Origin of the sequence: Catellatospora paridis (assembly GCF_009720365.1) — a bacterium.
Taxonomy (GTDB): Bacteria; Actinomycetota; Actinomycetes; order Mycobacteriales; family Micromonosporaceae; genus Catellatospora; species Catellatospora paridis.
The window spans coordinates 375,606-400,611 of sequence record NZ_ML769313.1 but is presented as its reverse complement, the minus strand read 5'-3'; the positions used below and the strand labels follow the sequence as shown (position 1 = coordinate 400,611).

26 protein-coding genes and 1 pseudogene are annotated in these 25,006 nt (G+C 71.6%); 10 read left to right on the top strand and 17 right to left on the bottom strand.

Annotation, left to right across the window (positions count from 1 at the left end):
- Positions 1-2: 2 nt before the first annotated feature.
- From F9C41_RS06735 to F9C41_RS06725, 3 genes are all read right to left on the bottom strand, one after another.
- Positions 3-1,097 (bottom strand): winged helix DNA-binding domain-containing protein, encoded by a 1,095-nt coding sequence (locus F9C41_RS06735; RefSeq protein WP_155385780.1) that lies wholly within the window; start codon positions 1,095-1,097, stop codon positions 3-5.
- A gap of 24 nt (positions 1,098-1,121) precedes the next feature.
- On the bottom strand, positions 1,122-1,613 hold the full coding sequence (locus F9C41_RS06730) for an alpha/beta fold hydrolase (protein WP_155385779.1): 492 nt from the start codon (positions 1,611-1,613) through the stop codon (positions 1,122-1,124).
- Between the two features lie 106 nt (positions 1,614-1,719).
- Positions 1,720-2,262, bottom strand: a complete 543-nt coding sequence (locus tag F9C41_RS06725; protein WP_155385778.1) for a hypothetical protein — start codon at positions 2,260-2,262, stop codon at positions 1,720-1,722.
- A gap of 116 nt (positions 2,263-2,378) precedes the next feature.
- Between F9C41_RS06725 and F9C41_RS06720 the strand changes: the two genes are divergently transcribed.
- The 3 genes from F9C41_RS06720 to F9C41_RS06710 all read left to right on the top strand — a co-directional run bounded on the left by F9C41_RS06720 (position 2,379) and on the right by F9C41_RS06710 (position 4,570).
- Positions 2,379-2,798, top strand: coding sequence for an MmcQ/YjbR family DNA-binding protein (locus tag F9C41_RS06720; protein ID WP_155385777.1), 420 nt, complete (start codon positions 2,379-2,381; stop codon positions 2,796-2,798).
- A 236-nt stretch (positions 2,799-3,034) separates the two neighbouring features.
- Positions 3,035-3,925, top strand: coding sequence for an aminoglycoside phosphotransferase family protein (locus F9C41_RS06715; protein ID WP_155385776.1), 891 nt, complete (start codon positions 3,035-3,037; stop codon positions 3,923-3,925).
- 138 nt (positions 3,926-4,063) lie between these two features.
- Complete coding sequence (locus F9C41_RS06710) at positions 4,064-4,570, top strand: NUDIX domain-containing protein (protein WP_155385775.1); 507 nt, start codon at positions 4,064-4,066, stop codon at positions 4,568-4,570.
- A gap of 64 nt (positions 4,571-4,634) precedes the next feature.
- Here F9C41_RS06710 and F9C41_RS06705 read toward each other — a convergent pair whose 3' ends face one another.
- The 11 genes from F9C41_RS06705 to F9C41_RS06655 all read right to left on the bottom strand — a co-directional run bounded on the left by F9C41_RS06705 (position 4,635) and on the right by F9C41_RS06655 (position 15,181).
- Positions 4,635-4,787: a hypothetical protein gene (locus F9C41_RS06705; protein WP_155385774.1), complete on the bottom strand. Its 153-nt coding sequence runs from the start codon at positions 4,785-4,787 to the stop codon at positions 4,635-4,637.
- Between the two features lie 2 nt (positions 4,788-4,789).
- Positions 4,790-5,047, bottom strand: coding sequence for a hypothetical protein (locus tag F9C41_RS06700; RefSeq protein ID WP_155385773.1), 258 nt, complete (start codon positions 5,045-5,047; stop codon positions 4,790-4,792).
- A gap of 181 nt (positions 5,048-5,228) precedes the next feature.
- Positions 5,229-8,033, bottom strand: coding sequence for a DUF5682 family protein (locus F9C41_RS06695; protein WP_155385772.1), 2,805 nt, complete (start codon positions 8,031-8,033; stop codon positions 5,229-5,231).
- Entirely contained in the window at positions 8,030-9,142 is a 1,113-nt protein-coding gene (locus F9C41_RS06690; RefSeq protein WP_155385771.1) for an ATP-binding protein, read from the bottom strand. Before F9C41_RS06690 ends, F9C41_RS06695 begins: the two co-directional genes overlap by 4 nt.
- A 12-nt stretch (positions 9,143-9,154) precedes the next feature.
- Complete coding sequence (locus F9C41_RS06685) at positions 9,155-10,540, bottom strand: VWA domain-containing protein (protein WP_155385770.1); 1,386 nt, start codon at positions 10,538-10,540, stop codon at positions 9,155-9,157.
- A complete protein-coding gene (locus tag F9C41_RS06680) occupies positions 10,537-11,919 on the bottom strand; it encodes a hypothetical protein (RefSeq protein WP_230689374.1) in 1,383 nt (460 codons plus the stop codon). Before F9C41_RS06680 ends, F9C41_RS06685 begins: the two co-directional genes overlap by 4 nt.
- Positions 11,919-12,422, bottom strand: coding sequence for a hypothetical protein (locus tag F9C41_RS06675; RefSeq protein WP_155385768.1), 504 nt, complete (start codon positions 12,420-12,422; stop codon positions 11,919-11,921). Before F9C41_RS06675 ends, F9C41_RS06680 begins: the two co-directional genes overlap by 1 nt.
- 113 nt (positions 12,423-12,535) lie before the next feature.
- Positions 12,536-12,925: a hypothetical protein gene (locus F9C41_RS06670; RefSeq protein ID WP_155385767.1), complete on the bottom strand. Its 390-nt coding sequence runs from the start codon at positions 12,923-12,925 to the stop codon at positions 12,536-12,538.
- Positions 12,922-13,188 (bottom strand): CopG family transcriptional regulator, encoded by a 267-nt coding sequence (locus F9C41_RS06665; protein ID WP_144127589.1) that lies wholly within the window; start codon positions 13,186-13,188, stop codon positions 12,922-12,924. Before F9C41_RS06665 ends, F9C41_RS06670 begins: the two co-directional genes overlap by 4 nt.
- A gap of 26 nt (positions 13,189-13,214) precedes the next feature.
- The gene (locus tag F9C41_RS06660) at positions 13,215-14,192 is read right to left on the bottom strand and encodes an NAD(P)-dependent alcohol dehydrogenase (protein ID WP_155385766.1); all 978 of its coding nucleotides are present in this window, start codon (positions 14,190-14,192) and stop codon (positions 13,215-13,217) included.
- A gap of 179 nt (positions 14,193-14,371) precedes the next feature.
- Entirely contained in the window at positions 14,372-15,181 is an 810-nt protein-coding gene (locus F9C41_RS06655; RefSeq protein ID WP_230689373.1) for a hypothetical protein, read from the bottom strand.
- A gap of 282 nt (positions 15,182-15,463) precedes the next feature.
- Between F9C41_RS06655 and F9C41_RS06650 the strand changes: the two genes are divergently transcribed.
- The 3 genes from F9C41_RS06650 to F9C41_RS06640 all read left to right on the top strand — a co-directional run bounded on the left by F9C41_RS06650 (position 15,464) and on the right by F9C41_RS06640 (position 18,187).
- Positions 15,464-16,180, top strand: coding sequence for an alpha/beta fold hydrolase (locus F9C41_RS06650; protein ID WP_155385765.1), 717 nt, complete (start codon positions 15,464-15,466; stop codon positions 16,178-16,180).
- A 79-nt stretch (positions 16,181-16,259) separates the two neighbouring features.
- Positions 16,260-16,937, top strand: coding sequence for a TMEM175 family protein (locus tag F9C41_RS06645; protein ID WP_155385764.1), 678 nt, complete (start codon positions 16,260-16,262; stop codon positions 16,935-16,937).
- Between the two features lie 47 nt (positions 16,938-16,984).
- On the top strand, positions 16,985-18,187 hold the full coding sequence (locus F9C41_RS06640; protein ID WP_155385763.1) for a DUF1444 domain-containing protein: 1,203 nt from the start codon (positions 16,985-16,987) through the stop codon (positions 18,185-18,187).
- A 91-nt stretch (positions 18,188-18,278) separates the two neighbouring features.
- Here the strand turns inward: F9C41_RS06640 and F9C41_RS40585 are convergent, their stop codons facing one another.
- The 3 genes from F9C41_RS40585 to F9C41_RS06630 form a co-directional block, all read right to left on the bottom strand.
- Positions 18,279-18,422: a GPGG-motif small membrane protein gene (locus F9C41_RS40585; protein ID WP_170213354.1), complete on the bottom strand. Its 144-nt coding sequence runs from the start codon at positions 18,420-18,422 to the stop codon at positions 18,279-18,281.
- Between the two features lie 149 nt (positions 18,423-18,571).
- The gene (locus F9C41_RS06635) at positions 18,572-19,591 is read right to left on the bottom strand and encodes a tetratricopeptide repeat protein (RefSeq protein ID WP_155385762.1); all 1,020 of its coding nucleotides are present in this window, start codon (positions 19,589-19,591) and stop codon (positions 18,572-18,574) included.
- Between the two features lie 120 nt (positions 19,592-19,711).
- A complete protein-coding gene (locus F9C41_RS06630) occupies positions 19,712-20,239 on the bottom strand; it encodes a hypothetical protein (RefSeq protein WP_155385761.1) in 528 nt (175 codons plus the stop codon).
- Positions 20,240-20,386: 147 nt separating this feature from the next.
- Here F9C41_RS06630 and F9C41_RS06625 point away from each other — a divergent pair.
- From F9C41_RS06625 to F9C41_RS06610, 4 genes and pseudogenes are all read left to right on the top strand, one after another.
- Positions 20,387-21,288 (top strand): annotated as a pseudogene (locus tag F9C41_RS06625) (PHP domain-containing protein).
- A gap of 354 nt (positions 21,289-21,642) precedes the next feature.
- Positions 21,643-22,620 (top strand): HTH domain-containing protein, encoded by a 978-nt coding sequence (locus F9C41_RS06620; protein WP_155385760.1) that lies wholly within the window; start codon positions 21,643-21,645, stop codon positions 22,618-22,620.
- A 68-nt stretch (positions 22,621-22,688) separates the two neighbouring features.
- Positions 22,689-23,633: an RNA polymerase sigma factor SigJ gene (sigJ, locus tag F9C41_RS06615; protein WP_155385759.1), complete on the top strand. Its 945-nt coding sequence runs from the start codon at positions 22,689-22,691 to the stop codon at positions 23,631-23,633.
- A gap of 92 nt (positions 23,634-23,725) precedes the next feature.
- Positions 23,726-24,922, top strand: a complete 1,197-nt coding sequence (locus F9C41_RS06610; protein ID WP_155385758.1) for an NAD(P)/FAD-dependent oxidoreductase — start codon at positions 23,726-23,728, stop codon at positions 24,920-24,922.
- The last annotated feature ends 84 nt before the right edge of the window (positions 24,923-25,006 follow it).

The window sequence follows — 25,006 nt, the reverse complement described above, 5'->3', positions numbered from 1 at the left end:
GTTCACCAGCGGGAGTTGAAACGCACGTCACGGCGGGTGGCGTCGGGAGCCGCGAACGCGAGCAGCCGCTCGCCCTCCTCCGTCAGGTCCTGCACGTCCCTGGTCGGTATCTGGAACAGGGGACGTACGACCAGCGTCACCACGCCCTTCTTCCTGGTCATCGTCCAGATCGCCTGGACGAAGCCGTCGACCAGGACCGTGCCGGGCACGACCCCGGGCACCGCGAAGATGTCGCGCCGGTCCCGGTCGTCCATGATCCGGGTGCTGTCGTCGTACGCGTCCAGCATCGCGTCGAACTCCGCGAGGTAACGCGCGGGCGCGGGGGTGTCCGGGTGCGGCAGCGGGCCGTCGGGCAGGTCGAGCAGCTCGGCTCCCTGCTCGTCGCGGTCGGCCACCAGCCGGTCGCCGAGCCGGTCGACGACCTCGCCCAGCCCGCCGAGCCCCGACCAGGTCTGCATGTCCCGGACCGTCGCCGGCCCGAACGCGGCCAGATACCGCAGCACCAGGTCGTCGACAGTGGCCGGCGGCCCGTCGCCCGCGCCGAGCCAGTGCTCAGCAGTGGTGTAGGCGGGCTGCCCGACCGCGCCCCACAGGCTGTGCGGCGGCACCTGCACCAGCGGCAGGCCGGCCCGCGCCGCCGCCCCGAGCGCGGCGGGATCGGCGTCGGGCCAGCGCTCGGCGAGCGCGGCGCCCAGCTCCTTGACCGTGTACGGCCGCTGCTCGACCAGCGCCCGTCCCGCCGCGGCGATCTCGCCGAGGTCCGCTCCGCGCACCCGCTCGCGGTGCGCGGCGCTGAGGTGCCGTTCCTGCACACCCTGCAGCAACGGGCGCAGGCCCCGGGCGTCACGGGCGCCGACCAGGTGCGGGGTGGCCCGCATCAGCCCGATCCGGACGGCCGCGCGCGAGGTGAGCAGCTCCGACAGGTCCTCGATGCGGAACTCCCGCAGCCGCGTCCACAGCCCGAGGTAGGGCGGATTCGGCGACTGGGCGGGCAGGCCGGCGAGGTGCTCGATCGCCTCCAGCGGGCCCAGGGGCGAGCGCTCCAGCAGCAGCTGCCGCGCGAGCAGGGCACGGTTGAGAGCGCGTCGGGTCAGCATGGGTGGATCATTTCACGCGGCAGGTCAGCACCGGCGGTGCCCGGCGGCGAAGTCGGTCTCCAGATCGACGAGCGCGTCCCAGTCCTTGGCCTGCCAGAGCGCCTCGATCTGGTCGAAGATCGCGGTCTGCTCCGCAGGTCCCTCGTGCGACGAGCCACTGACACCACCGCAGACCCAGACCAACCCAGTGACCCGATCCGGCTGCTCCAGGGTGAAGTCGAGGCTCTGCTGACCGCCGCGCGAGCAGCCGACGAGCACGGCCTGTCCTATCTCCAGGTGGTCGAACACCGCGCGCAGGTCGTCGACCGGGGAGAACTCGACCGCATCCGTCCTCGACCGGCCGAAGCCCCGGCTGTCGAAGCACACCACCGTATGGTCCCTGGCGAACTCGTCGACCTGCGGTTTCCACATGGTCAGGTCCGCGATTCCCGCATGTACGAACACGATCGGCGATCCGCGGCCGATTCGCTCGAAATAGAGTGCCCCGCCGGGCACGGAAACATGACCGCTGTCCATCCGGCGAGCCTAGGCGATCTTCAGCGCACCCGGCGTGCCCGGAAACGGCCTGGAGGGCGCATCTCGCGCTGATCGGCTGGCGGAAACACCGACCGCGGCCGACGTACTACGAACATGAAGTGCGAAATGCGATGTCTGTGCGCAGTGGTAACGACTGTGTTCGGGGAAAACGCAGCACGTGGTAGCTGACGTCGGCGGCTTCCAGGGCGAAGCCTGAGCACGGCGGGTACGGGTTGGCGCCGGTGACCCGCAGCGTCAGCCAGATCATGACCTGGTCGTCCGGGCTGACGGTCACCGGCCGGAACGGCCCGGCGTCTTCAGGCCGGCAACACTCGGCGCTCTCGCCGGCGTGTTCGAGCATCGTCACGGCGTCGACAGCCACGTCCGGGCTCCTGAGCGCGACCTCGTCGACGGCTATCGGCAGCGGCCCCGGATTGCGGACCGTGATGGCGATCCGCACCGTGTTGCCTGGTCGAAGCTCATGCACGGCGACGCCTTGGCTGGCTTCCTCGAAGACGGCCCCTTCCCCCACGTTCCAGCTGTCGCCGTGCTCCAACTCGTAGGTCAGGCATGCGAACAGACCGCCCGCCGCTATCCCGAGCAGCGCGATCGTGCCCGTCCACATCCACCGTCTGCGCGCTCGGCTCACGTCACGACTCTAGGGCGACGAGGCGACCTTCGGTTGCCCGGCGAATGGTGCACATTTGGTGCAATACGACGGGCGACCGGTGCGCGAAGTTCGCTGGCAACCGCTACTGTCGGCGTATGTCCGGCCCTGGCGACGTACCAAACGAGATCCTGGACCGGCTGCGACAGATCTGCCGACAATTGCCCGACACGTACGAGGAACCGGCCTGGATCGGCGTCCGCTGGCGGATCCGCGCGCGGACAGTCGCCCACGTCTACACGCCGGACCCGGAACGTTTCCCGGTCTACGCCCAGCAAATGATCGCCGGCGAGGCGCCGACCGTGATGACGTTTCGCGCACCCGTGGCCGACCTCCTCAGCCTGACCACCCGCGGCTTCCCGTTCTTCCGCGCCCCCTGGGGCCACAACGTCGCCGCTGCCATCCTCGGTGACCACACCGACTGGACCGAGATCGCCGAACTGATCACCGACAGCTACTGCGAGATGGCCCCGAAGTTCCTCGTCGCCCGGGTCGCTCTCCCCTCGCCCAACAGCTGATCGTGGCGGGGTAGGCGTTGGCATACTCTGGCTCGGTGCCTCATGCCTCTGATGGCGGTCTCGGGTCGGCCCGAGCGGTTTATCCAGGGACGGTCGATCCCTTCACGCCGGGTCATTTTGATGTTGTCGACCGGTCGCGCCGCATGTCGTCCACCGCCGTGCGGGCTTTGCGAGCCTGAGGTGTCCAGGACCGGCCAGGAACGTGATCGCCTTCCGGCGAGAGCAGGACCAGACTCGTGATCAGGGTGCCCGAGCAGTTCGCCGAGTGGCGTACGCGCGTCGGCGGCGAGCCCGGGCGCAGGTGGGTGCGGTCGCTGCCGACACTGGTGGAGCGGCTTCGCGAGCGGTGGGACCTAGTCGTCGACGACACCGAGCCGCTGCATGGCGGCCAGAGTCTGGTGGTGCTGGTCCGTCGTCGCGAGCAGCCGCTGGCCCTGAGGCTGACCTGGCTGAAGGACTCCGTCGCGGAAGAGGTCCGCGCGCTGCGGGCGTGGCGGGGCCGAGGTGTGGTCACGCTGGTGGATGCAGCACCCGACGCGGGTGCCCTGCTGCTGGAGCGCCTGGACCACACGAGATCCCTGCACACGCTGCCGCTGCCGGAAGCGGCGGAGGTCGCCGGCTCGCTCATCCGCACCCTTGCCGTCGCGCCGCCAGCGGGGCTGCGCACGCTGTCCGACGTCGCGGCGGGAATCCCGGAATCGGTGACCCGGCGCCAGCGGGCTCTCGGCTTCCCGATCCCACCGGGGTGGGTGGAGGCGGCCTGCGGCCACGCCCTCGAGTGGGGGGAGGCCGGGGAGCAGGTTCTGCTCCACGCCGACCTGCACTATGGCAACGTGCTGGCCGCGGCACGGCAACCGTGGCTGGCCGTCGACCCCCGGGCCCTTGTGGGCGCCCCGGAGTACTCCGTGCCCGAACTGATGTGGACCCGCGCCGACGAGTTGCACACCGATGCCGACGTGCGGCGGATTCTCGACATCGTCGTCGCGGCCGGGGACCTGGACGCCGAGGCAGCCCACGGCTGGACCGTCACCCGCTGCGTCGACTACTGGCTCTGGGGCCTGGAACACGGTCTCACCATCGACCCCGCCCGCTGCGAACGGATCCTGAGCGCACTCGTCCGCCGGTAGTGGGACGAGCTGTCAACCGCCGGGCCGTGGTGGTGCCGACGGATCAGGTCCGCGGCAGCGCTCCGCCGACGTCCGCGAAAGGAACCGGCCTCTTACGTGCCGCCGGTCGATGTCAGACCTGCGCTCTACCTTGCATCCATGACTCGTGGCCGACTCGACCAGCACATCCTCGACGCGGTGCGCAGTGACGTGGCGGCGGCCGAGCGGGAGTTCGACGACGCGCGCGCATGGCTCGACGCCGCGGCGCAAGAACCGATGCAGCCTCTGGGAGCCGAGGCGTGGGTGTTCGACCCGGAGTTCACCCAGGTCGTGCTGGTCCGGCACCCCTGGCGGGCCTGGGTGCCACCGGGCGGCAAGGTCGAGCCTGGGGAGACGCCTCGCGAGGCCGCGGCGCGAGAGTTGTTCGAGGAGACCGGGCTGCAGGTCGAGCTCCTGGCCCAGCCGGCGGCGGTGGCCGTGCGCTCGTTCCATCCCGAATTGCCGGCGACGCTGTCGCTCTCCTACGTCGCGGTCGTCGACCCCTCGACGCCCTTGACCGGCGAGAGTGGGCAACCCGCCGCCTGGATGAGGCTGGATCAGGGCTGGGAGAGCTACTTCCCTGACGACGAGTCCCGCATGCGTGACCTGGTGGCGAGATGGCGCTGATCGCCCCCACCGGTTCGGCACCACGCCTCTGACGACCTGCGGTGCACGGCCACGGATCGGCGGATCAGGTCAGCGGCAGCACGTCGCCGACCGCGGCGAGATCCGCCTCGGGCACGGCGAGTTCCAGCGAGCGCTCGCCGATCCGCACGGCCAGGATCCGGCACGACGGGTTGACGTCCCAGCTCTCGCCCATGGCGACCGGACGGTTGCCGTGCACGGTCACCCCTGGGGTCCGAGCGGGATGCGACGGGTGTTCATGCCCGGCGGGGTCCACCACGCGCCATCCGCCGTGATGAGCAGGTCACCATGACGCCACTGGGTCTGCCCGGCGCCGGTGTCCCTGATCCCGCACGGCACGCGCACGGGCTCGCCCGCGGCGAGCGCCGCCCGTCGCGCCTCAGCGCGCCGAACTTCGCTCCGCTCGGCCCAACTCCCACCGATCAAGCCGCCGATCAGCCCTGCCACCAGGTCAAACACCCGTCACCCCCACCCGTCGGGGCCAGACGATAGCCGATGTCCGCACCGAGCAGGGTCGCCGTGCCTCACGTTCGGGCAGGTGAGCACGAATGATGGCTGATCTGCGCAGGAATGCCCGGATTTGGGTTACTCCCCCGCCGAGGGCCGTGGCGGAGACGGTTCCACCACGGCCCAGGAACCACTAACCGATGCCGATGGCCATGGCCAGCTCGGCGGCCGACTCCGGATACCGGATCAGCAGGTCGTTGACCGGGCCGGTGCCCGGTGCCTGCTCCGGCTCCGCCCAGGTGCCGTCGCAGCCGAGCAGGGCGGCCAGCGCGTCGGTCGGCTCGGGGTGCGCGGCGAGCAGCACCGCGACCGGACCGGCTTGGCCACGCGGCGCGGCGGCCGCGGCCGCGGGGTCCACGGCCGTCGCCGACCAGGGCGGCGTCCACGCGTCCAGTGCCGCCAGATCGCCCGGGAACACCCGGCCGGCCTCGCGGACCAGCAGGCCGACGTGGTCGCCGCCCTCCTTGCGCAGGGTCGTGATCAGTGTCGGCAGCCAGGGCAGCAGCACCGCGTCGGGCAGGCGCCCGAACGCCTGCGAGATCGCCTCGACCACGAACCCGGCCAGCGCCGGCACCGGTTCCAGGGCCTGCACGAACCCGCTCAGATACTGCGGATACGCGGGCAGCACCAGCGGGTTGTCCAGCAGTTGCGCGCAGCGTTCGCGCAGCTCGGCCCGGGGCAGCACGCCGAGCTGGTGCTGTGCGGCCCACAGCAGCGCGGTCTTGCCGGGCGTGGTCGGGTGCGACTGCGCCACGGCCAGCTCCAGCTGGGCCCGGTCGCAGCCCAGCGACAGCGCCAGGCTCTCCATGCTGAACAGGAAGCCCAGCATCGCGGCGACCTGCTTGGTGCCGGTCTCCTCCTCCACGAAGGCGTTCGGCAGCAGGGTGCAGTAGTGCGCGTACCCGGCCTTGACGAACGCCTCCAGCCAGGCGGGCAGCACCGGCTCGGTGGCCCGGTAGTGGGCCAGCAGGCGGCGGGCCCGGCGCAGCACGTCCGGGGCGTCGTCGACGGTGCGCTCGGCGGCCAGCAGGTCGACCGCGCGGGCGCCCAGCTCGTCGGCGAAGCGGCGGCTGCGCAGGTACAGCGTGGCGTCCTCGACCGCGCCGAGGGCGACCGCGGCGGTGGCCTGCGGGCCCCATACCGAGCGGCGCAGCCGCTGTTCGAGCACCTGCTCGACGGTGATGCCCTCGTAGCCGAGTTCGATCAGCTCCCGCTCGTGGGTGCCGAGCGCCAGGTCCCAGGACTCCTGGATGGCCCGGTGGCCGAGCCGCCGCTCGCCCATGATCGGGCGGGCCGCGCCTTTGGGCAGCAGGTGGCGCAGGATCCACAGCAGGTCGGAGCACCTGCCCAGCACGGGATCGCCGGCGATGTCGAGCAGGGCCCGCTGCACGCCGCGCTGCTCCAGTTTGAGGCCGAGCGGCGCGAGCCGGTCGTGCACGTCGCGGGCCAGCGGCGGCAGCGACTCGTAGCCGACCTGGCCGATCCGGTCGCCGCCGAGCATGATCTCGCAGAGCCGCCGCACGTCGCGGCGGCCGGGCACGGACTCCTTCTCGATACAGGTGACGGCCGCATCCTGGAAGTCGTACGGCGTAGGACGGGCACGGCCGCGCATCCCGGCGAGCAGGATCGAGGTCTCGAACACGGCGATGGCGTCGGCGGTGCTGGACAGGTAGCCGTTGCGCCGGGCCAGCCGGACGATCTCCACGGACCAGCCGAGCAGCTCGTCCTCGTCGAGCGTGTCGAGCACCGGCGGCCGGGCGAGGAACCCGGACAGCCGGTCGGCGACCTGCTGCGACTGCGCCAACACCGGCGGAACCGGCTTGGCCTTCTTCTTCGCCGCCCGGCCGCCCTGCTGGCCCTCCAGCTGGTACGGGACCACGCCGGTGCGGGTCAGCGACTTGGCGAAGACCGCCGCTGCGATCGACACCGAGCCTGAGGCCAGCCCGAACTGGGCCTCGATCGAGGAGTGGCTGGACGGGATCAGGCCGTAGTGCCACTTCGTGGCGGTGCGGGGGCTGATCTCGTAGGTGTCCGCGCCGTGCAGGCCGAACTCGTCGACGTGGCTGGCGGCGTGGAACGCCCCGCAGACGTAGAGGGTGTCGGCCGCGTCGACGCCGGATGCGGCGAGGTGCTGCCGCATCCGGGTCCACATGTAGCGCTCGCGTTCCTCGTCGGAGGTGACCCGGTGGTGCGCGCCCGGGGCCAGGCGCCGGAACAGGCTGCCGATCAGGACCATGACCTGCCGGTACGTGTCGTAGTCGGCGTCGCCGAGGGGCTGCTCGACGTACTGGTCCCACCACTCCGACCAGTGCCGCACCTTGCCGTGGTGCAGCAGGTGCTCCTCCAGTTCGGCGAAACGCGGCCGCAGGTCGCCGATCTCCACGCCGACCGCGTCACCGTGCAGGTCGGCGTCCTCGGCGGGTTCCGTGCCGGGTTCGGCGGGCTGCTCGGCCGCTTTGTCCTTGCGCGGCTGCCACTGGAACACGTGGTCGGTGGACCGGTCCACGAGCACCAACTCGACCCCGGGCGTGTCCAGGGCGTACCCGATGGCCTGGTATTCGGCCGACGCCTCGGTGATCGGCGCGACCACCGACAGCGGCGCCCAGTCCTGCGGGAAGCCGTCCAGTTCGGACGCGAACGCCTGCACCGCCACCGGCAGGCGGCAGTTGCGCAGCTCGGTGAGCAGCGGCGTCATGTCCTCGCACAGCTCCAGGTAGATGACCTTCGGCTGCTTCTCGCGCAGCCGTCGGGCCATCGCCATCGCCGACGCGGGCGAGTGGTGGCACACCGGGAAGATCTCCAGCGGCTCGGCGAGCGCCCGGTCGACGTCGTCCACGATGCCGGACAGGATCCCGGCGAGCGCGTCCGGGCCGTCGGCCAGCGCCGCCGCCGCGTCGAGCAGCTGCGAGCGCAGCACTCCGAAGGTCGGTGTGCTCATGACAGGGTCTTGATCGCTTCGCGGCCGCCTTCGAGGAACTCGGTCCACGACCCGCCCTCGGCCTTGCTGCGCGGCTCGACGACCCCGTGCCAGTACTTGTTGAGGATGGCCAGGTCCTCGGGGGTGCGGCGGGCCAGCGACCCGACCAGCGAACCGGCGAGGGTCTGCGCCCGCAGTGACCGGTCGCCGAAGAAGTTGCTGTGCAGGATCGCGTCTTCGAGGACGCCGATCTGCTCGGCGGTGGACAGCGCCGACTCCAGCTTCTCGTCGTCGCTGCCCGCCGACGCCGCGGCGGCGCGCAGGTCGGCGAAGCTCTGCAGCAGGATGTCGAGCAGCGTCGGCGGCACGTCCAGCTCGATCTGGTGACGTCGCAGCAGTTCGACGGTGCGGAACCGTACGATCTCGGCTTCGCTCTTCTTGTTGGTGACCACCGGGATACGCACGAAGTTGAACCGGCGCTTGAGCGCCGACGACAGGTCGTTGACGCCCCGGTCGCGGCTGTTGGCCGTGGCGATGATGGAGAAGCCGGGCTTGGCGAACACGATGTTGTCGTCGTCGAGTTCGGGGATGGAGACGTACTTCTCGGACAGGATCGAGATCAGGGCGTCCTGCACGTCGCTGGTGGAACGGGTCAGCTCCTCGAACCGGCCGATGACGCCCTGCTCCATCGCCGTCATGATCGGCGACGGGATCATCGAGGCGCGGGACTGGCCGTTGGCGATGACCGCGGACACGTTCCAGGAGTACTTGATGTGGTCCTCGGTGGTGCCCGCGGTGCCCTGCACGACCAGCGTCGAGTTGCGGCTGATCGCGGCGGCCAGCAGCTCAGCCAGCCAGCTCTTGCCGGTGCCCGGGTCGCCGATGAGCAGCAGGCCCCGGTCGGAGGCGAGGGTGACGATGGCCCGCTCGACGAAACTGCGGTCGCCGAACCACTTCTGGGCGACGTCGCGGTCAAGGCCGTCGGCGCGCTCGCTGCCCAGGACGAACAGCCGCACCATCTTCGGGCTCAGCCGCCACGAGAACGGCCTCGGGCCGTCGTCGATCGACTCCAGCCAGTCCAGCTCCTCGGCGTACTTGGTCTCGGCGGGGGCGCGCAGCATTTCGGTCATCGGTCGGTTCTCCTAGGCCAGGAAGTTCTTGAGTTCGAACACGAGCTTGCGGATATGGCCGGACACGACCGGCGTGCCGAGGTCCTTGAAACGCTGACGGAACCACGGGTTGACGATGTTCTGGCCGGAGCTGGTCACCGAGCCGACGGGGATGAACCGCACCCCGGAGCGCTGCACGGCGACGATGCTGTCGTACAGCGGCTGGGATGCGCCGAACTCGTAGAAGTCCGAGATCCATACCATCGCGGTGTTGGCCGGTTCGGCGATCTTCGGGCGGGCCATCGCCATCGCGACGGGGCCGTCGTTGCCGCCGCCGAGGTTGGTGCGCAGCAGGACCTCGAACGGGTCGTGCACCCACGGAGTCAGGTCGATGGCCCGGGTGTCGTACGCGATCAGGTGCACGTCGACCTTCGGCAGCCCGGCGAAGATCGAGGCCAGGATGGTGCAGTTCACCATCGAGTCGACCATCGAGCCGGACTGGTCCACCACCACGATCAGCCGCGACGGCGTGGTCTTGCTGGCGGTGTGGCGGTAGAACAGCCGGTCGACGTAGAGCTTCTGGTCGTCCGGGCTCCAGTTGGTGAGGTTCTTCCAGATGGTGCGGTCCAGGTCCAGGTTGCGGAACACCCGCTTAGGCGTCACGCTCCGGTCGATCTTGCCCGTCGCGGTGCGTTCCACCTGCGTACGCAGCACCGCCGCGACGTCGTCGACGAACCGCCGGATCAGCGACTTGGCGTTGGCCAGCGCGAGCCCGGACAGGTTCGACTTGTCGCGCAGCAGCTGCTCGATCAGCGACATGCTCGGGGTGAGCTGCGCGGCGAGCTTCGGGTCGGCCAGCACCTCGCGCAACTGCATCCGGCTCACCAGGTCACCTTCCAGCTCGCCGAGCGTGCCGCCCATACCCTGCCCGCTGCCCCCGCCACCCTGGCGGCGCAGGCTGCCCGGCTCCTCGCCGACGGCCCGCTCCAGCCAGCCCGCGTCGGACTGCCAGCGCGCCAGCTGCGTCGCCGACACCGCACCCGACCCGGTGTCGAACACGTTGAGCAGCAGCTTCGCCGCGAGCGCGGCCCGCCGCACCTCAGCGGCCGCGTCGCGACCGACCTCCTCCGGCGGCGCGGCCGCTAGCTCACCGACGGTGGCCGTGGCGTCGTCGTGTGCCGCGGGTCCGAGGTTGTCGGCCGCCATCAGGCCGTCGAACTCCTTGGCCAGGTCGGGGAAGCGCTGCACGATGTTGTCGATCGACACCGACGGGTCGAGCAGCGCGGCGGGCAGGCCGATGTCCTCGATGACGGCCAGGCTGGCCGCTTCCAGGGTGCTCTGCTCCTCGCGGCTGAACAGCCGCGCGATGAGCCGCCAGTAGATGACCTGGCGGCGGTTGAAGTCCGCGCCGACCGTCATCTGCGCAGCAACCTTCCGGCCCGCTCGCGCAGCACCTTGACCGCGTCGGCGGCGGCGGCCTCCGCCTTGGCTCCGGCGGCGTCACCGGCCCCGCCCGCCCACGCGCCCGCGTGCACGGCGACCGTCTTGCGCTTGACCGCCGCCTCGACGGCGAGCGGCTGGATCGTCCAGCACCCGTCCCAGCGCAGCAGCCCGATGCACGCTGTCGACGTCGCGACCAGCGCGGGCGTGAGCGGCCCGGCGCTGTGCATCCGCTCGACGTCGACCTCGATGGTCAGCCCTGGCAGGGCGAGCGTGACGCCGTCGTCGTGCGGCGTCACGGTGTACCCCTCCAGGAGAACGGGCTCCGCCAGGCGCACCGGGTGCCGCTCCAGCGGCGGGACCGGTGCCGCGGCTGCGGTCGCGAGCTGCACCCGGGCCGTCGCGAACGGCTCGGCGGGCGCGCCCGGTCTCGCGTGCCCGTCGGTCCAGATCAGGTCGCCTCCCGCGGTGACGGGCATGTCGACCAGGTCCATGGCGCGCTGCTCGGTGACGGCCGCCAGCAGCGAGCTGTGGCCACGCAGCAGCTGCCACACGCCCGACCCGACCAGCGTGTCGACCTTCGGCGCGGCGACGCTCGCGCGCACCAGCCGCGGACCGTCGGCCGTCTCCAGCACCGCGTGCACCTGCGCCTGCACGGCGGTCGGGTGCTCGTGCAGGTCGATCCCGAGCGGCAGCAGCCGCCCCGACACCGTGCCCGCCTCGGCGGCGGCGAGCGCGCCCGGCTGGGCCAGCAGCAGCGCTCGTGCCCACAGGTCGGCCCAGCGGCGCACCGGCACCCGCGGCATCGTCGCGCCCGGCGCGCAGGCCCGCAGCTCACCGGCGAACCCGTCGAGCAGCGCGCCGAGCCGGCGCAGCCGCGGTTCGGCGAGCAGCGCCTGCACCGCTTGGTCGGCGTGCGACACCAGGTCGTGGTCGATGCCGCGCCAGCCCGCGATGGCCAGATCGGACAGCCAGGACCGTGCGGCGGCCAGCAGGTTTTCCGCACCCGCCGGGGCGCTGGGCACGGCCGCGGGCCACAGGTCGCGGCTGCGCCCGGCCGCCTCGTCGAGCTGGGCCAGCAGGGCGTCGTGGGCCGCGCCGAGCAGCGCCGACCGGGCCGCGACCAGCGCCGCCAGGTGCTCGTCGGAGATCGAGCCGGCGACGGTCTTGTCCACCGCCTCGGCCACCCGGGCGGCCAGCGGCGTGCCCGACACGGCTGCCGCGAGCCCGTGCAGCGCCGCGATCTGCTCCGCCCCCGGCCGCAGCAGCCCGGCCACCAGCGTGCCGTCGAACCCGCCCACCACGTCGTACGCCTCGGACACCCCGTCGACCGGGGCCGTCAGCAGGTCGAACCTCATCAGCGCACCGCCCCGCCCGCCGGGAACCAGTGCAGCTCAGGCATCGGCTCGGTCGTGGCCGGCAGCTCCAGGTAAGCCAGGTGGCGCAGGAAGCGGCTGAACACCGGCGCACCGGCCGACGGCTCGTGCCACGCGTTGACCGCCGCCAGCACCGCTGCGCCGGTCGTGGCGTCGGCGGCCACGTCGGCGCGCAGGTAGCGGGCGACCCGCTCGACGCCGTACTGCAGCACGGCCTCGTCGGCCAGGGCGCGCAGGTGGTTGCAGCCGCCGGAGCGGATGCCGCCGCAGGGGCGGTTGTTGTTGGTGCTGCAGTGGAACGAGTGGTTCGCGGCGGTCAGCGAGGAGACGTACACCCGCTCGATGTCCGAGCCGCTGGACACCACTCCCTGCAGCCGGCCGTCGGCCAGCTCCACGAACGGCACCTTGGCGAGTTTGCGCGGCCGCGCGGGCGCGACCACGCGCGCGGCGCTGCGCTCCTCCCACGGTTTCTGGGCAGCGTTCACCCTGCCTGCACCTCCTTGAACGGCGGTTCCACCGGCCAAGGTCGGCTCCGGCGGCGCGGTGAAATTACCGTCGCCGCCCGACAATTTCCATTCGGGCGCCCGTCGTTCGTGGACTACGACAGTTCGAGCACGTCGTAGGGGTCGAGGATGCCGGTGTAGCGGTCCGGGTGGAAGGTCGCCAGAGTCGCGCCGAGGTCCTGGACGACGGCGACGGCGTGGGCCGGGCCGTGCCCGAGCGTGCGGGCCGAGGCGGCCACCGCGGGGACCAGGTCGGTGTGCATCGGCAGCACCTGCACCGGGCTGTCCGCGCGCCCGATCAGGTCGGTGACCAGGTTCTGCTCCTCCTTGCCGAGGTCGGGCCACAGGTCGACCAGGGCGAGGACCGGTATCCCCGCCAGGTCGCCGTCCTCGGCGACCGTCTGCAGCAACTCCCCCACGGACACGCTGTCCAGCCGGGCGTAGGCGCGCAGCGCGGAGGCGTCCAGCACGACGGTGATGTTCACGCGGCCTGCTGGCGGCGGTTGGCCCGCTCCCGGCGCACCCGGTGCAGGCGGTCGCGCATGGCCGCCACGCCGTCGTCGGTGATCGCCTGGTCGCCGGCGTATCCGTGCTCGACCAGCATCGCCTTGATCCGGTCGAGGCGGCGGTCCTTCTCGATCAGGCTCGCCAGGTATGCCGAGGTGTTGCCGTTGCCCTTGGCGCGGGCGTATTCGGCCAGGTCCACAGGCAGGCTGATCGAGGTGCGGTCCACCTGTTCTCTGTTCATACGATAACTGTATACCGTAATACTGATCAACTAGCTTCGGCGCTGCCGACGGTGATGACGACGTTGCCGGTCTTGTGGCCGGTGTCGACGTAGCGATGCGCCTGGGCGATCTGCTCCAGCGGATAGGTCCGGTCGATGACGATCCGCAGCCGGTCCTGCTCGATGAGGTCGCGCACGTAGGCCAGCAGTGCGGTCTTGTCCACGGACATGCCGCCGACGACGCGGCGGCCACCGGACAGCCTGGTCAGCCAGGTCAGCGGAACGTTGCGCAGACCCGTCGTCGGGGCGTAGCAGCCCCGAGCGGTGAGGGACGCCCGGCTGGCGCCGAAGGAGCTCCGCCCGACCGTGTCGAAGACGACGTCGTAGCGCTCGCCGTTGGCCGTGAAGTCATCCTTCGTGTAGTCGATGACGTGGTCCGCGCCGAGCTCGGCGACCAGTGCGGTGTTGCGGGTGCCGCACACCCCGGTGACGTGCGCGCCGAGGTGCTTGGCCAGCTGGACCGCGTACGTGCCGACGCTGCCGGACGCGCCGACGACCAGCACCCGCTGGCCCGGCCGCACCCGAGCCAGGTCTCGCAGGAAGAACAGCGCGGTGGTCGCCCCGTCGACCGCGGCGGCGGCCTGCTCGAAGGTCACGTTCGCGGGCATGACCGCGAGCGAGCGCTGCTCCGGCATGCACTTGTAGTCGGCGTACGCGCCCAGCCCGAAGCCGGTGAAGCCGAAGACACGGTCGCCGGGCCGGAAACGGGTCACCTCCGCGCCCACTGCGGCGACCTCGCCGGCCAGTTCCATGCCGAGCCGGCGCATCCGCCGGCGCGGCCGGGTGAACCCGAGGACCACCCGGCCCCAGCGGGGCTCGCCGCGCCGCATCGCGCACTCGGCCGCGGTGACGGTCGTCGCGACGACCTTGACGAGGACGTCGCGGTGGCCGGGCACGGGAATGTCCACCTCGGCCAGGCGCAGGACGTCGGGGGAACCGTAGGCGGTGTGCACGATCGCTCGCATGGAGGTCCCCAACCGTGAGACGGCATTGGACGGACGACGTCGGCCGATGTCCGCCACGTTAGGTCCGCCCACGGGACCGCCGCATCGGCGTGAACCCTGAACCCGCCCCCTAATAGGACGGCGGAGGCGGGGGGGGGGGGGGGGGGGGGGGGGCGGGCCACGCCTCGTGTGTCTACAGGTCAGGCACCCGGACGGGGCCGGATGGTCTTGACGCCCGACTCCTCGAAGTCGTAGATGGTGTCGTTGATCCGCAGGCCGTCGACGGCGCCGACCCAGATGAAGTCCCGGCCCTTGCCCACCGCGGCGGTGTAGATGGTCGCCGGGGCACCGCCGTCCGCGAGCGCGGTCTGCACGGCGGCGAAGGTGCACAGGGTGGTCTGGTTGCAGCCGGTCACGGTGCCCGCGGCACCGGTGAGGAACCACCTGCCGGTCAGGGTGGCGTCGAGGAACGGGCTCCAGCCGTTCGGCGTGGGGGACTCGTCCGGCACCCACACCAGCGAGGAGTACGTGGTCGTGTTCGCGGCCAGATTCGGGTTGATCTCGAACCGGATGTTCGGCATGTTCACCGTCGTGCCGCCGTACGAGATGTTCTCGCCCGTCTGGAACACGTGGAAGCCGACCCGGGTCAGGTCCGCCACGGGCTTGCCGAAGAAGTCGACCTCGTTGCCGAAGTCGACCTTCTCGCTGGACGGGCTGAGGGTGGTGGAGTCGTTGGCCACCTCGATGCCGAGGCTGCCCTGGCCGTACGGCGGACGCACCAGCGTGCCGGTCGCGTTGAACCTGGTGAACGGGCCGTTGCGCAGCTCGGCGACGGGGGAACCGATCGTGTTGCGGGCGATCACACCCCAGTAATCACGCTGGTCCCGATGGCCGCCGCCGCCGTCGGGTCCCGCGGACGCGGATCCGGGAGCCACCGCGGCGATGATGGCGAGCAGTGGCAGGGCCAGCAGCGCCGTGGCCCAGCGGCGCGCACCGATGCGAGTCTTCATACACACTCCTTGTGGATCCGGGTTGTCAGAGCCCGGTCACACTATCTGACGCTGCGTAGTTGTTCGACTACGACATGCGACGTGTTCGCCTCATTCACCCGCATGTGCACATGCTCGCCGACCCTCGCGCGCCATCACCGTCTGTTACCGATGCACTCTGACATCGACTTTCCGTGAGGTGACAACTGCGGATAGTGACGTAGCTCACCGGCCGTCACAGGCTCCGCGGCTGCTCTGTCTTAGCTGTTCGAGCAGGGCAAACCTTACGAACTGGAGAACAACATGACCGACCACAAGCCGACGGTCGTCCTCGTGCACGGCGCCTTCGCCGAGTCCGCGAGCTGGGCCGGGGTGGTCCAGCGGTTGCAGGAACGCTCGATCGACGTCGTCGCGATCGCCAACCCGCTGCGCAGCGTGTCGGGCGACGCCGCCTACGTCCGCGACGTGATCGCGACTATCGACGGGCCGGTGGTGCTCGTCGGCCACTCGTACGGTGGCATGGTCATCACCGAGGCCGCCTCCCGCAACGACAAGGTCGCCGGCCTGGTCTACGTGTGCGCCTTCGCGCCCGACACGGGCGAGTCCGCGTTCGAGCTGTCGACCAGGTTCCCGGGCAGCACCCTCGGCCAGGCGCTGACCGCCTACCCGGTCGCGTCCGGCGGCCAGGAGCTCGCCATCCGACCCGACGCCTTCCACCACCAGTTCGCCGCCGACGTGGCGCCCGCGCGGGCCGCCGTCATGTGCGCGACGCAGCGCCCCGTCACGGAGATCGCCCTCACCACGGGGCTGCCGACGGACGCGCCCGCATGGTCGTCGATCCCGCCGTGGTTCGTCTTCAGCGACGCCGACCTGTGCATCCCGGCCGCCCTGCAGCACTTCATGGCGAACCGGGCGGGCGCCAAGGGCATCCGGGAGGTTCCCGGTGCGTCCCACGCGATCAGCGTCTCCCAGCCCGACGCCGTGACGGCGTCGATCATCGAGGCCGTGGACGCGGCGTAACCCGATCCGGGGGTGAGGTTCCCTCCCCGAGGCCTCACCCCCTCCACCCGGCGACAGCGGCAAGAAGGGCGGTAGCGCGGTGAAAGCCAGTCGGCTGGAGGCGTTCAGTGACGGCGTGCTCGCCATCATCATCACGATCATGGTGCTGGAGCTGAAGGTGCCGGAGGGCCACGACCTCTCGGCCTTCCTCCACTCGAGCGGCACCGGGCTGCTGACGTACCTGCTCAGCTTCGTCTACGTGGGCATCTACTGGAACAGCCACCACCACATGTTCCACCTGGTGCAGCGGGTCAGTGGCGGCGTGCAGTGGGCGAACCTGGCGCTGCTGTTCTGCCTGTCGCTGTTCCCGTTCACGACGGCCTGGGTGGACGAATCCGGGTTCGAGCAGACCCCGGTCGTCGTCTATGGACTGAACCTGCTCGCCTCGGCACTCGCCTACGTCGTGCTCCAGACCGTGATCATCCGGCAGCAGGGACCGCACTCACCGCTGCGCCGGGCCGTCGGCGACGACCGCAAGGGCAAGATCTCCCTGGTGCTCGACGTCGTCGGCATCCTCAGCGCCCTGGTCATCGGCGGCCATCTCGGCGTATGGATCGCGCTGGCCTGCTTCGTCACTGTCGTGATCATGTGGGTGGTTCCCGACCCCCGCATCGACCGGATGTTCCGCGAGCATGAGGCTCGGGACGCCGCCCCGGCTCGGTCGCAGCACGAGACTGCCCCGTCGGCGCAGCCGCATCGGGAGTCCAGGCCGACCTGACCTGGCCGACCCCACGCGGCCGACGGCCATCCACTACGTTGGCCGCCATGGGATTGCTGGGAAGGTTGTTCGGATCGCCCCGGGACAGGTTCGCGGCCGAGGCGCTCAGGATCACCCGGCAGGCTCCGGGGGTCCGGCGGGCGAGCTACGACGCGGGCAGGTTCGCCATCGCGGCCTGGCGTGACGCCGCCACCGGCCCGGTGTGGATCTACCTTGCGAACGTCTTCGCCGAGTGCGAGGGCGCCGGGGCGTCCGCCCGGCACGCCCGGATCACCCAGCTCGTGCGCATCATCATGACCCCGCACGAGGACGAGACCTGGGAGCAGGTGCGCCCGCGGCTGCGGCCGGTGCTGCGCGCGGCGACCTTCGGGCAGGGCGGCCCGATGGGCATGGTGCCGCCGCTGTCCCGAGCGGCCCTGCCGCACCTGCGCGAGCTGGTCGTCGTCGACCGTCCCGAGTCCATGGCCTACGTGACCCCGCCCCGGCTCGACGACTGGAAGGTCACCGCCGACGAGGTCTTCGCCGCGGCCCGCGAGAACCTGCAGCGCATCGCCGAGCGCTCGCTGAGCCGCGCCTGGCCGGACGCCGGCGCGCTGATCCGCATGGTCGACACCGGTGACGGCTACTTCACCTCGCTACTGCTGGCGCCCGGCTGGCTCGCCGGGATCAGCGAGGCGATGCAGGCCCAGGTCGTCGCGTTCGTGCCCGACGTCAACACGGTGCTGCTGTGCCCGATCGGCGAGGGCGGCATGCCGGGCCTGTTCTCCCTCATCGAGAACGAGTTCAACGAGGCGACCCGCGGGATCTCGCCGGTCGGCTACATCGCCGACGAGCGCGGCCGGGTCACCTCGTACGCGCCGCCGCCCGGCCACCCCGACCACGTGCCCGCACGACGGGCTGCGGTCGTGCTCGCCCACAACGAGTACGGCGCGCAGACCCGCTGGCTGTCCGCCCAGTACGCCGAGCACGACATCGACGTGTTCGTTGCCGCACTCATCGCCGCGGCCCGCCCCGACGAGCCCGCGATCACCGTCACCACCTGGACCGACGGCATCACCTCGCTGCTGCCGGAGGCCGACTTCATCTCCTTCGTCCGCGACGGCGAGGCCTGGGGCCGCGTGCCGTGGCGCGAGGTCGCCCGGCTCGTCGAGCTGACGCCCGAGCCGCTGCTCGCGCCGGCTCGCTACCAGGTCGGCGACTGGCCTGCCCCGGCCGTCATGGAGCAGCTGCGCGCCCATGCCGTCGACTGAACAGCTCCACGTGGCTTTCCGTGCTCACACCGCATTCCCCGCTCAGATCGGGCTAAACGCCATTAAATGGTCCGATTCGAGCGGAACGGGATCACGTGAAGATGCTGACGCCTCCGGGGCCTACCAGCAGGCCGACGACGATCAGCACGATGCCCCAGAGGATCTCCCTGCGAATCAGGGCGAAGATACCCGCGACCACTAGCACGACCGCGAGAATCCACAGCAGCGTGGCCATCTCTTGCTCCCTCGGGTGACCTGCCGGCCCCGGTTGGGCCCGACTCCGGTTGGCGAACCAGGTCGATCAAATCTGGCCGACCGAGCCCGCATGACATTCCGGGTACCCCAGGTTGAAACATGTCAAACTGATCGAGCCGACGAGTCGCCTCACGCGCCTGCGGTTCCGAAAGCGAAGGCCACCGCGCTGCCCGGCGCCATGCCCCGGCCCGTGGCGCGGGCCTTCTTGAAGGGTGCTGCGCCCATCTCGGCCGGCAATACGACGAGCATCCGGTCGTAGTGTGGTCGTTCGTCGGGAGGCCACTGCGCGCCGGCGGCTTCCATCATGGACTCGGCGGCTCCCAGCAGGGTCGCCGCGCGCTCGAACTCCCCCCGGTCGGTGGCTATCGCCGCCAGACCATTGACGTTGTACGGCATGGCCCAGTCGTCGCCGCGCCTGTAGGTGATCTCCAGGGCCTCGTGTGCCAGCCCTTGCGCCACCTCGAGGTTGCCGAGCTGGCGCTCCACCATGCTGAGGTTGCTGCACTCTGCGCTGACGGCCGCCAGGTTTCCGGCCTGTCTGGCCAGGGCGATCCGCTCGTTCATGAGTGTGCGCGCCGCCGCGAAGTCGCCTGCCATCTGCGCGGCGACTCCCATGACATGCAGGGCGCCCGATCGGCCGGTGCGATCCTCCGCACCGTCGCTGACGGCGAGCGCCTCGCGACACAACCGGCGGGCTTCGTCGACATCCGAGCGCAATGCGATCCTCGCCAGGCCGGTCAGGGCCAGGGCGGTGACGTTCGCGTCGCCCGCGTCCCGCCCGATCGTCAGCGCCTGGCGATGAAGCGACGCCGCTTGGCCGTCATCGCCCGCCCAGAAGACCAGCAGACCTTGCTCGAAGTAGGCCCGGCCACGCACGGCGGCGATACCTCCCGGGGCCGCGAGCGCCTCCTCAAGGCACGCCGATCCGTCGGCGAGAAGCTTGTTCGCCATCCAGAACGGAGCCAGTGACGATCCGAGCCGAAGGGCCTCGTCCGTGCGACCCTCGTCGAGGAACCAGCGTATGGCGGCCCGCACCGCGTCATAGCGCCGATCGAGGTCGGCCAGCGCCGCCTTGCCGCCGAGGCCCATCAGTTCCCGCGTCGCGCGTTCGGCGTAATCCCGCAATGATTCCGCAGTCCGCGCATCCATGAGGCGATGGTACGGACACCGAGCGATCGCCAAGGACACACCGCCCGCGTCCGGGCGATCACCGGGTCGGTCCACCACGCCGCGGCAGCAGCCAGGCATCCCGACTCATGGAGCCGGCGGTCAGCCGACCTCGACCGGGTCGAGGCGCAGGCGCTCGATCAGGTTCGCGCGGTGCATGTTCGCGACGGGGGCGACCAGGTCCGGGTGGCGCAGCAGGGCGGCGGCGCGGCTGTCCTCGGCGTCGGGCGCGGTGAGGCGGCCGAAGTCCCGCGGACCGGCCTCGGCGTGCTCGCAGTCGGCGGTCGCGGCGACCGCGTCGGCGGCCAGGCGCGGGTCGGACAGCAGGCAGGACGCCCAGCTGGCGACGACCTCGTCGACCCAGCCCCGCCAGATGCGGTCGTTGGCGTCGTCCTCGACGTGCTCGTCCCGGCGCATGACCCGGTCCAGCCCGCCGGAGCCGCCCGTGCCGACCATCGCCAGCAGCCCGGCATCCACCGACGTCGGGTAGCGCAGCCAGGCGGCCACGGTGGCGGCCTGGCGCGCCTGCGCGAGCAGGCGGGCCGCCTGGGCAGGCCCGCCGTCGGAGGGGTACGCCCGGGTCAGCCAGTGGGTGGTGGCGGCGATGACGGGGGCCAGGCCTGCGGTCACGACTACCTCATTCGGGGTGGCACGAGGCCGCGGCGGTGCGGCCTGCCCCGCTGGGGCCAGCGAGGATCAGCAATGTTAGCCAGGACCGAGCCGGGCAGCGTTCCATGATCTTGATTGCGTACGCTCAGCGGGCCGCAAGGATGTGACATGTCCGATACGACGGGGTACAACTCGGGGGTGACCCGGGACGCCGCCGCCGACCTGCTGGCCATCGCCGTCGAGCTGGAGCGCGCTGGGGAGGCCGGCTACCGCATCCGGGCTTTTCGCCGCGCCGCGCAGACCGTCGCCGGCACCGACCCGGCCGAACTGGCCGACCGCGCTGCCCAGGGCACCCTGGCCAAGCTGCCCGGCCTGGGCGAGGTGACCGCCCGCTGCGTGGCCGAGTCCCTGGCCGGGGAGGAACCCGTCTATCTGCGCCGCCCCGCCTCACCGTCGCCCGCGGCCTCACCGCACAGCGCCTGGAGCAGCAACTGGCCGAGGTCGAACGCCTCAACGCCGGTTACGGCGACGGCTTCCGCCTGCTGTCCGGCATCGAGGTCGACATCCTCGACGACGGGTCGCTGGACCAGACCGACGAGCTGCTCGGCCGCCTCGACGTCGTGGTGGCCAGCGTGCACAGCAAGCTGCGCGCGCCGACCGAGGTGATGACCCCGCGGATGCTCGCCGCCGTCGCCGACCCGCACACCGACATCCTGGGCCACTGCACCGGCCGTGTGCTGCGGCGCGCCGGCGGCGGCACCGCCACCGAGACCAGGCCGGAGAGCGCCTTCGACGCCGAGGTCGTCTTCGCCGCGTGCGCGGACCGCGGCGTCGCCGTCGAGATCAACTCCCGGCCGGACCGGCTGGACCCGCCCAAGCGGCTGCTGCGGCTGGCCGTCGAGGCGGGTTGCCTGTTCGCCATCGACTCCGACGCCCACTACGGCGTCCAGCTGGACTGGCTGCGCTTCGGCTGCGAGCGGGCCGCGCGGTGCGGCGTGCCGGTGGACCGGGTGGTCAACACCTGGCCGGTGGACGGGCTGCTGGCCTGGACCCGCCGCGAGCGGTCCTGACCGTCAGCGGGTGCCCTCCCGGTGCTCCAGGCCGACCCCGTCGCGCAGCTCCACCATGTCCTGGACCCAGCTGCTCCTTGTCCTCGCTGTGGGCCTCCATCAGGTCGGCCAGCCCGTCGGCGATCACGTTCAGCTTGTGCTGCACCGCCTCGTTGGCCCGAGTCTGGACCGGCCGTCCCGTCGTCGCGACACCACCGGGTATTGCCCGCCCGCGGCGCATGCCATGCCTGGACCGCCGCCCGGTTCCGGAACACACCGAAAGTCCGGATTCGGGTAAGGGAACCGCGAGCCGCCCGCGAAGGTCAGTAACGGTGGTCCACCCGCAAGATCCGCACAACGGAGGTGCCCCGCACGATGCCTGACGAGCTGGAGTTGCTCCCCGCGCTGGAAGAACACGCCTACCGCATCCTGGTGAAACTGGACCGGGCCCGGCCCGACGAACTCGCCGCGCTCACCACCCTGTCGTTCGCCGAGGCGACCCGGGTGCTGCACGCACTACAGGCCCGGGGCCTGGCTGCTGCGCAGCCCGGCGAGGACGCCGTGTTCCGGCCCCTGCCGCCCGACGTCGCCCTCGGCAACCTGCTGCTGCGCCGCCACGAGGCCCTGGAACGGGCCCGGCAGCTGGTCGCCGAGCTGAACGACGAGTACCGGACCGGGGTGCGCCGGTTGGAAGCCGACCACCTGGTCGAGGTGATCATCGGCGGCGGCGCGCTGCGCGACCGGTTGCAGCAGTTGCAGGACGGCGCCCGCGAGGAGATGCTCTGGTTCTGCCGGTCCAACCCGGTGGCGCTGCCCAGCGGCGAGAACACCGCCGAACTGGACGCGCTGCGTCGAGGGGTGCGCTACCAGGTGATCTACGACCGCGAGTTCCTGCAGTCCCCCGGCGTCCTGGACAACGCGCTGGCCGGCGTGCGGCTCGGGCAGCAGGCGCGGATCCTGCCGAGCCTGCCGATCCGGGTCGCCATCGCCGACCGCACCACCGCGATCTGCCCGCTGGTCCGCGAGACGGGCGCCGGCGAGACCACCGCCGCCGTGATCGGCCCCAGCGAGCTGCTCAACGCCCTCACCGCGCTGTTCGACGCCTACTGGGCCATGGCCACCCCGGTCCACGCCCCCGGCGAGACCGACACCGCGACCCCCGACGCCCCCGACGACGCCGAGCTGTACGTGCTGTCCCTGATGATCGGCGGCCTGCCCGACAAGGCCATCGCCTCCCAGCTCGGCGTCAGCCGCCGCACCGTCCAACGCCGACTCGACCGGCTCATGGCGCTGGCCCGCGTCGACACCCGCCCCGGCCTGGCCTACCACGCCGCCCGCCACGGCTGGCTCTGAAGCGAGGCGGACAGGTCCGCCCGTGCCCGTCGTGGCGGCCGCATCGTGCCGCTGGCTAGGATCGGGCCATGCCGTTGACCGCGGAAGACGTCGACCGGTTCGAGGCCTCCAGACCCCGCCTGGAGGCCGTGGCCTACCGCCTGCTCGGCTCCGCCGCGGAGGCGGAGGACGCCGTGCAGGAGACGTTCCTGCGCTGGCAGGCCACCGACGTCGACCGCATCGAGGTCCCCGAGGCCTGGCTGACGAGAGTCCTCACCAACCTGTGCCTCAACCAGCTCACCTCCGCGCGGGCGCGCCGCGAGTCCTACGTGGGCGAGTGGCTGCCCGAGCCGCTGCTCGGCGGCGACCCGATGCTCGGCCCCGCCGACACGGCCGAGCAGCGCGAGTCGGTCTCGTACGCGGTCCTCACCCTCATGGAGCGCCTGTCCCCCAACGAGCGCGCGGTGTACGTGCTGCGGGAGGCGTTCGACTACCCGCACCGGGAGATCGCCGAGATCCTCGACCTCACCGAGGCCGGCAGCCAGCAGATCTTCCACCGCGCCAAGCAGCACGTCGCGAACGGCAAGGCCCGCACGGAGATCGACGGGGCCGCCGCCCGGCGGATCGTCGAGGAGTTCCTGGCGGCCGCGGCCAGCGGCCGGACCGAGCCGCTCGTACGCCTGCTCACCGCGGACGCCGTCGCGATCGGCGACGGCGGCGGCAAGGTCCCCGCCCGCGCCAAGGCGTTCGAGGGGGCGGTCGCGGTCGCGAAGTTCCTGTGGGGCCTGTTCAAACCCGGCGCGGCCAAACGCGCCCTGGTCGGCGGCACGCCCGAGGTCCACGCGTGGACCGCCAACGGCGACCCCGCCGTCGTGGCCGTGCTGGACGGCCGGGTCGTCGGCATCATGTGCCTGGAGGTCACCGCCGACGGCATCGCCGCGTTCCGCAACCAGGTCAACCCTGACAAGCTGGCACGCGCGACCACGCAGTGGGCGGCCGCCGACCACGGCCGCCCCCTCTTCCACGCGTTCTGACCGCCACGTGAGGTGCTTCACACCGCTTCCTGTCAGGAAACGGCGGGCCGCCCGGTTCAAGAGGCGAACCCGCGAAGGACAGGAGTAGGAACATGCAGCACCGCATCATCGTCCTCGGCGCCGGATACACCGGCGCGATCGCCGCCGGCCGCCTCGCCAAGCGGCTGCACCGCGACGACGTCGCCATCACCCTGGTCAACCCCGAGCCCGACTTCGTCGAACGCGTCCGCATGCACCAGCTCGCGGTCGGTCAGGACCTCAAGCCCCGGCCTTTCACCGAGATGTTCGCGGGCACCGGCGTCCAACTGCGGCTCGCGAGGGTCACCGGCGTCGACGTCGAGCGCAAGACCGTCGCGGTCACCGACGCGAACGGCGCCGACGAACTCGCCTACGACACGCTCGTCTACGCCCTCGGCAGCGGCTGGAACGCCCAGGGCGTGCCCGGGACCGCCGAGCACGCCTACGAGGTCGCCGGCCGCCCCGGAGCACTCCGGCTGCGGGAGCGCCTGGCCCGCCTCGACGCCGGGCAGACCGTGCTCGTCGTCGGCGGCGGCCTCACCGGCCTGGAGGCCGCGACCGAGATCGCCGAGGCCCGCCCCGACCTCAGCGTCGCGCTCGCCGCCCGCGGCGGCCTCGGCGACTGGCTCTCCCCCAAGGGCCGCGAGCACCTCGGCAAGGTCTTCGGCAAGCTCGGGATCACCGCGTACGAGCACGCCGCCGTCACCGCCGTCGCCGCCGATCACGTCGCCACCGCCGACGGCCGGGCCATCCCGGCCGCCGTCACCGTGTGGACCACCGGCTTCGCGGTCCACCCGATCGCGCAGGCGACCGCCCTGGAGGTCACCGGCACCGGCCAGATCGTGGTCGACGGGACCATGCGCTCGGTCTCGCACCCGGACGTGTACGCCGTCGGCGACGCGGCCATGGCGTTGGGCGCCGGGGACAAGCCGCTGCGGATGTCGTGCGCCTCGGGAACCCCGATGGCATGGCAGGCCGCCGACGCCATCGCCGCGCGCCTGACCGGCGGCAAGCTCCCCGACGCACACCTGCGCTACTTCAACCAGTGCATCTCGCTGGGCCGCAAGGAAGGACTGATCCAGTACGTCACCGCCGACGACCGTGCCGTGTCGGCCGTGCTGACCGGGCGGCTCGCTGCCGCGTACAAGGAAATGATCTGCAAGGGCGCAGCCTGGGGCGTGGCCAACCCGATGCTCGGACTCCCGACCCGCCGCCACCGCGTCGCAAAGGACCGGGCCGCCGCGGGCTCGGTCGCCGGGGTGACGGCGTAGCGCGCGAACGCGGAGCGGACGCCTCGATGCGAGGACGTCCGCTCCGCCGTCGGTTCACTCCTCATGGAGCTGGTAATGGCGTTG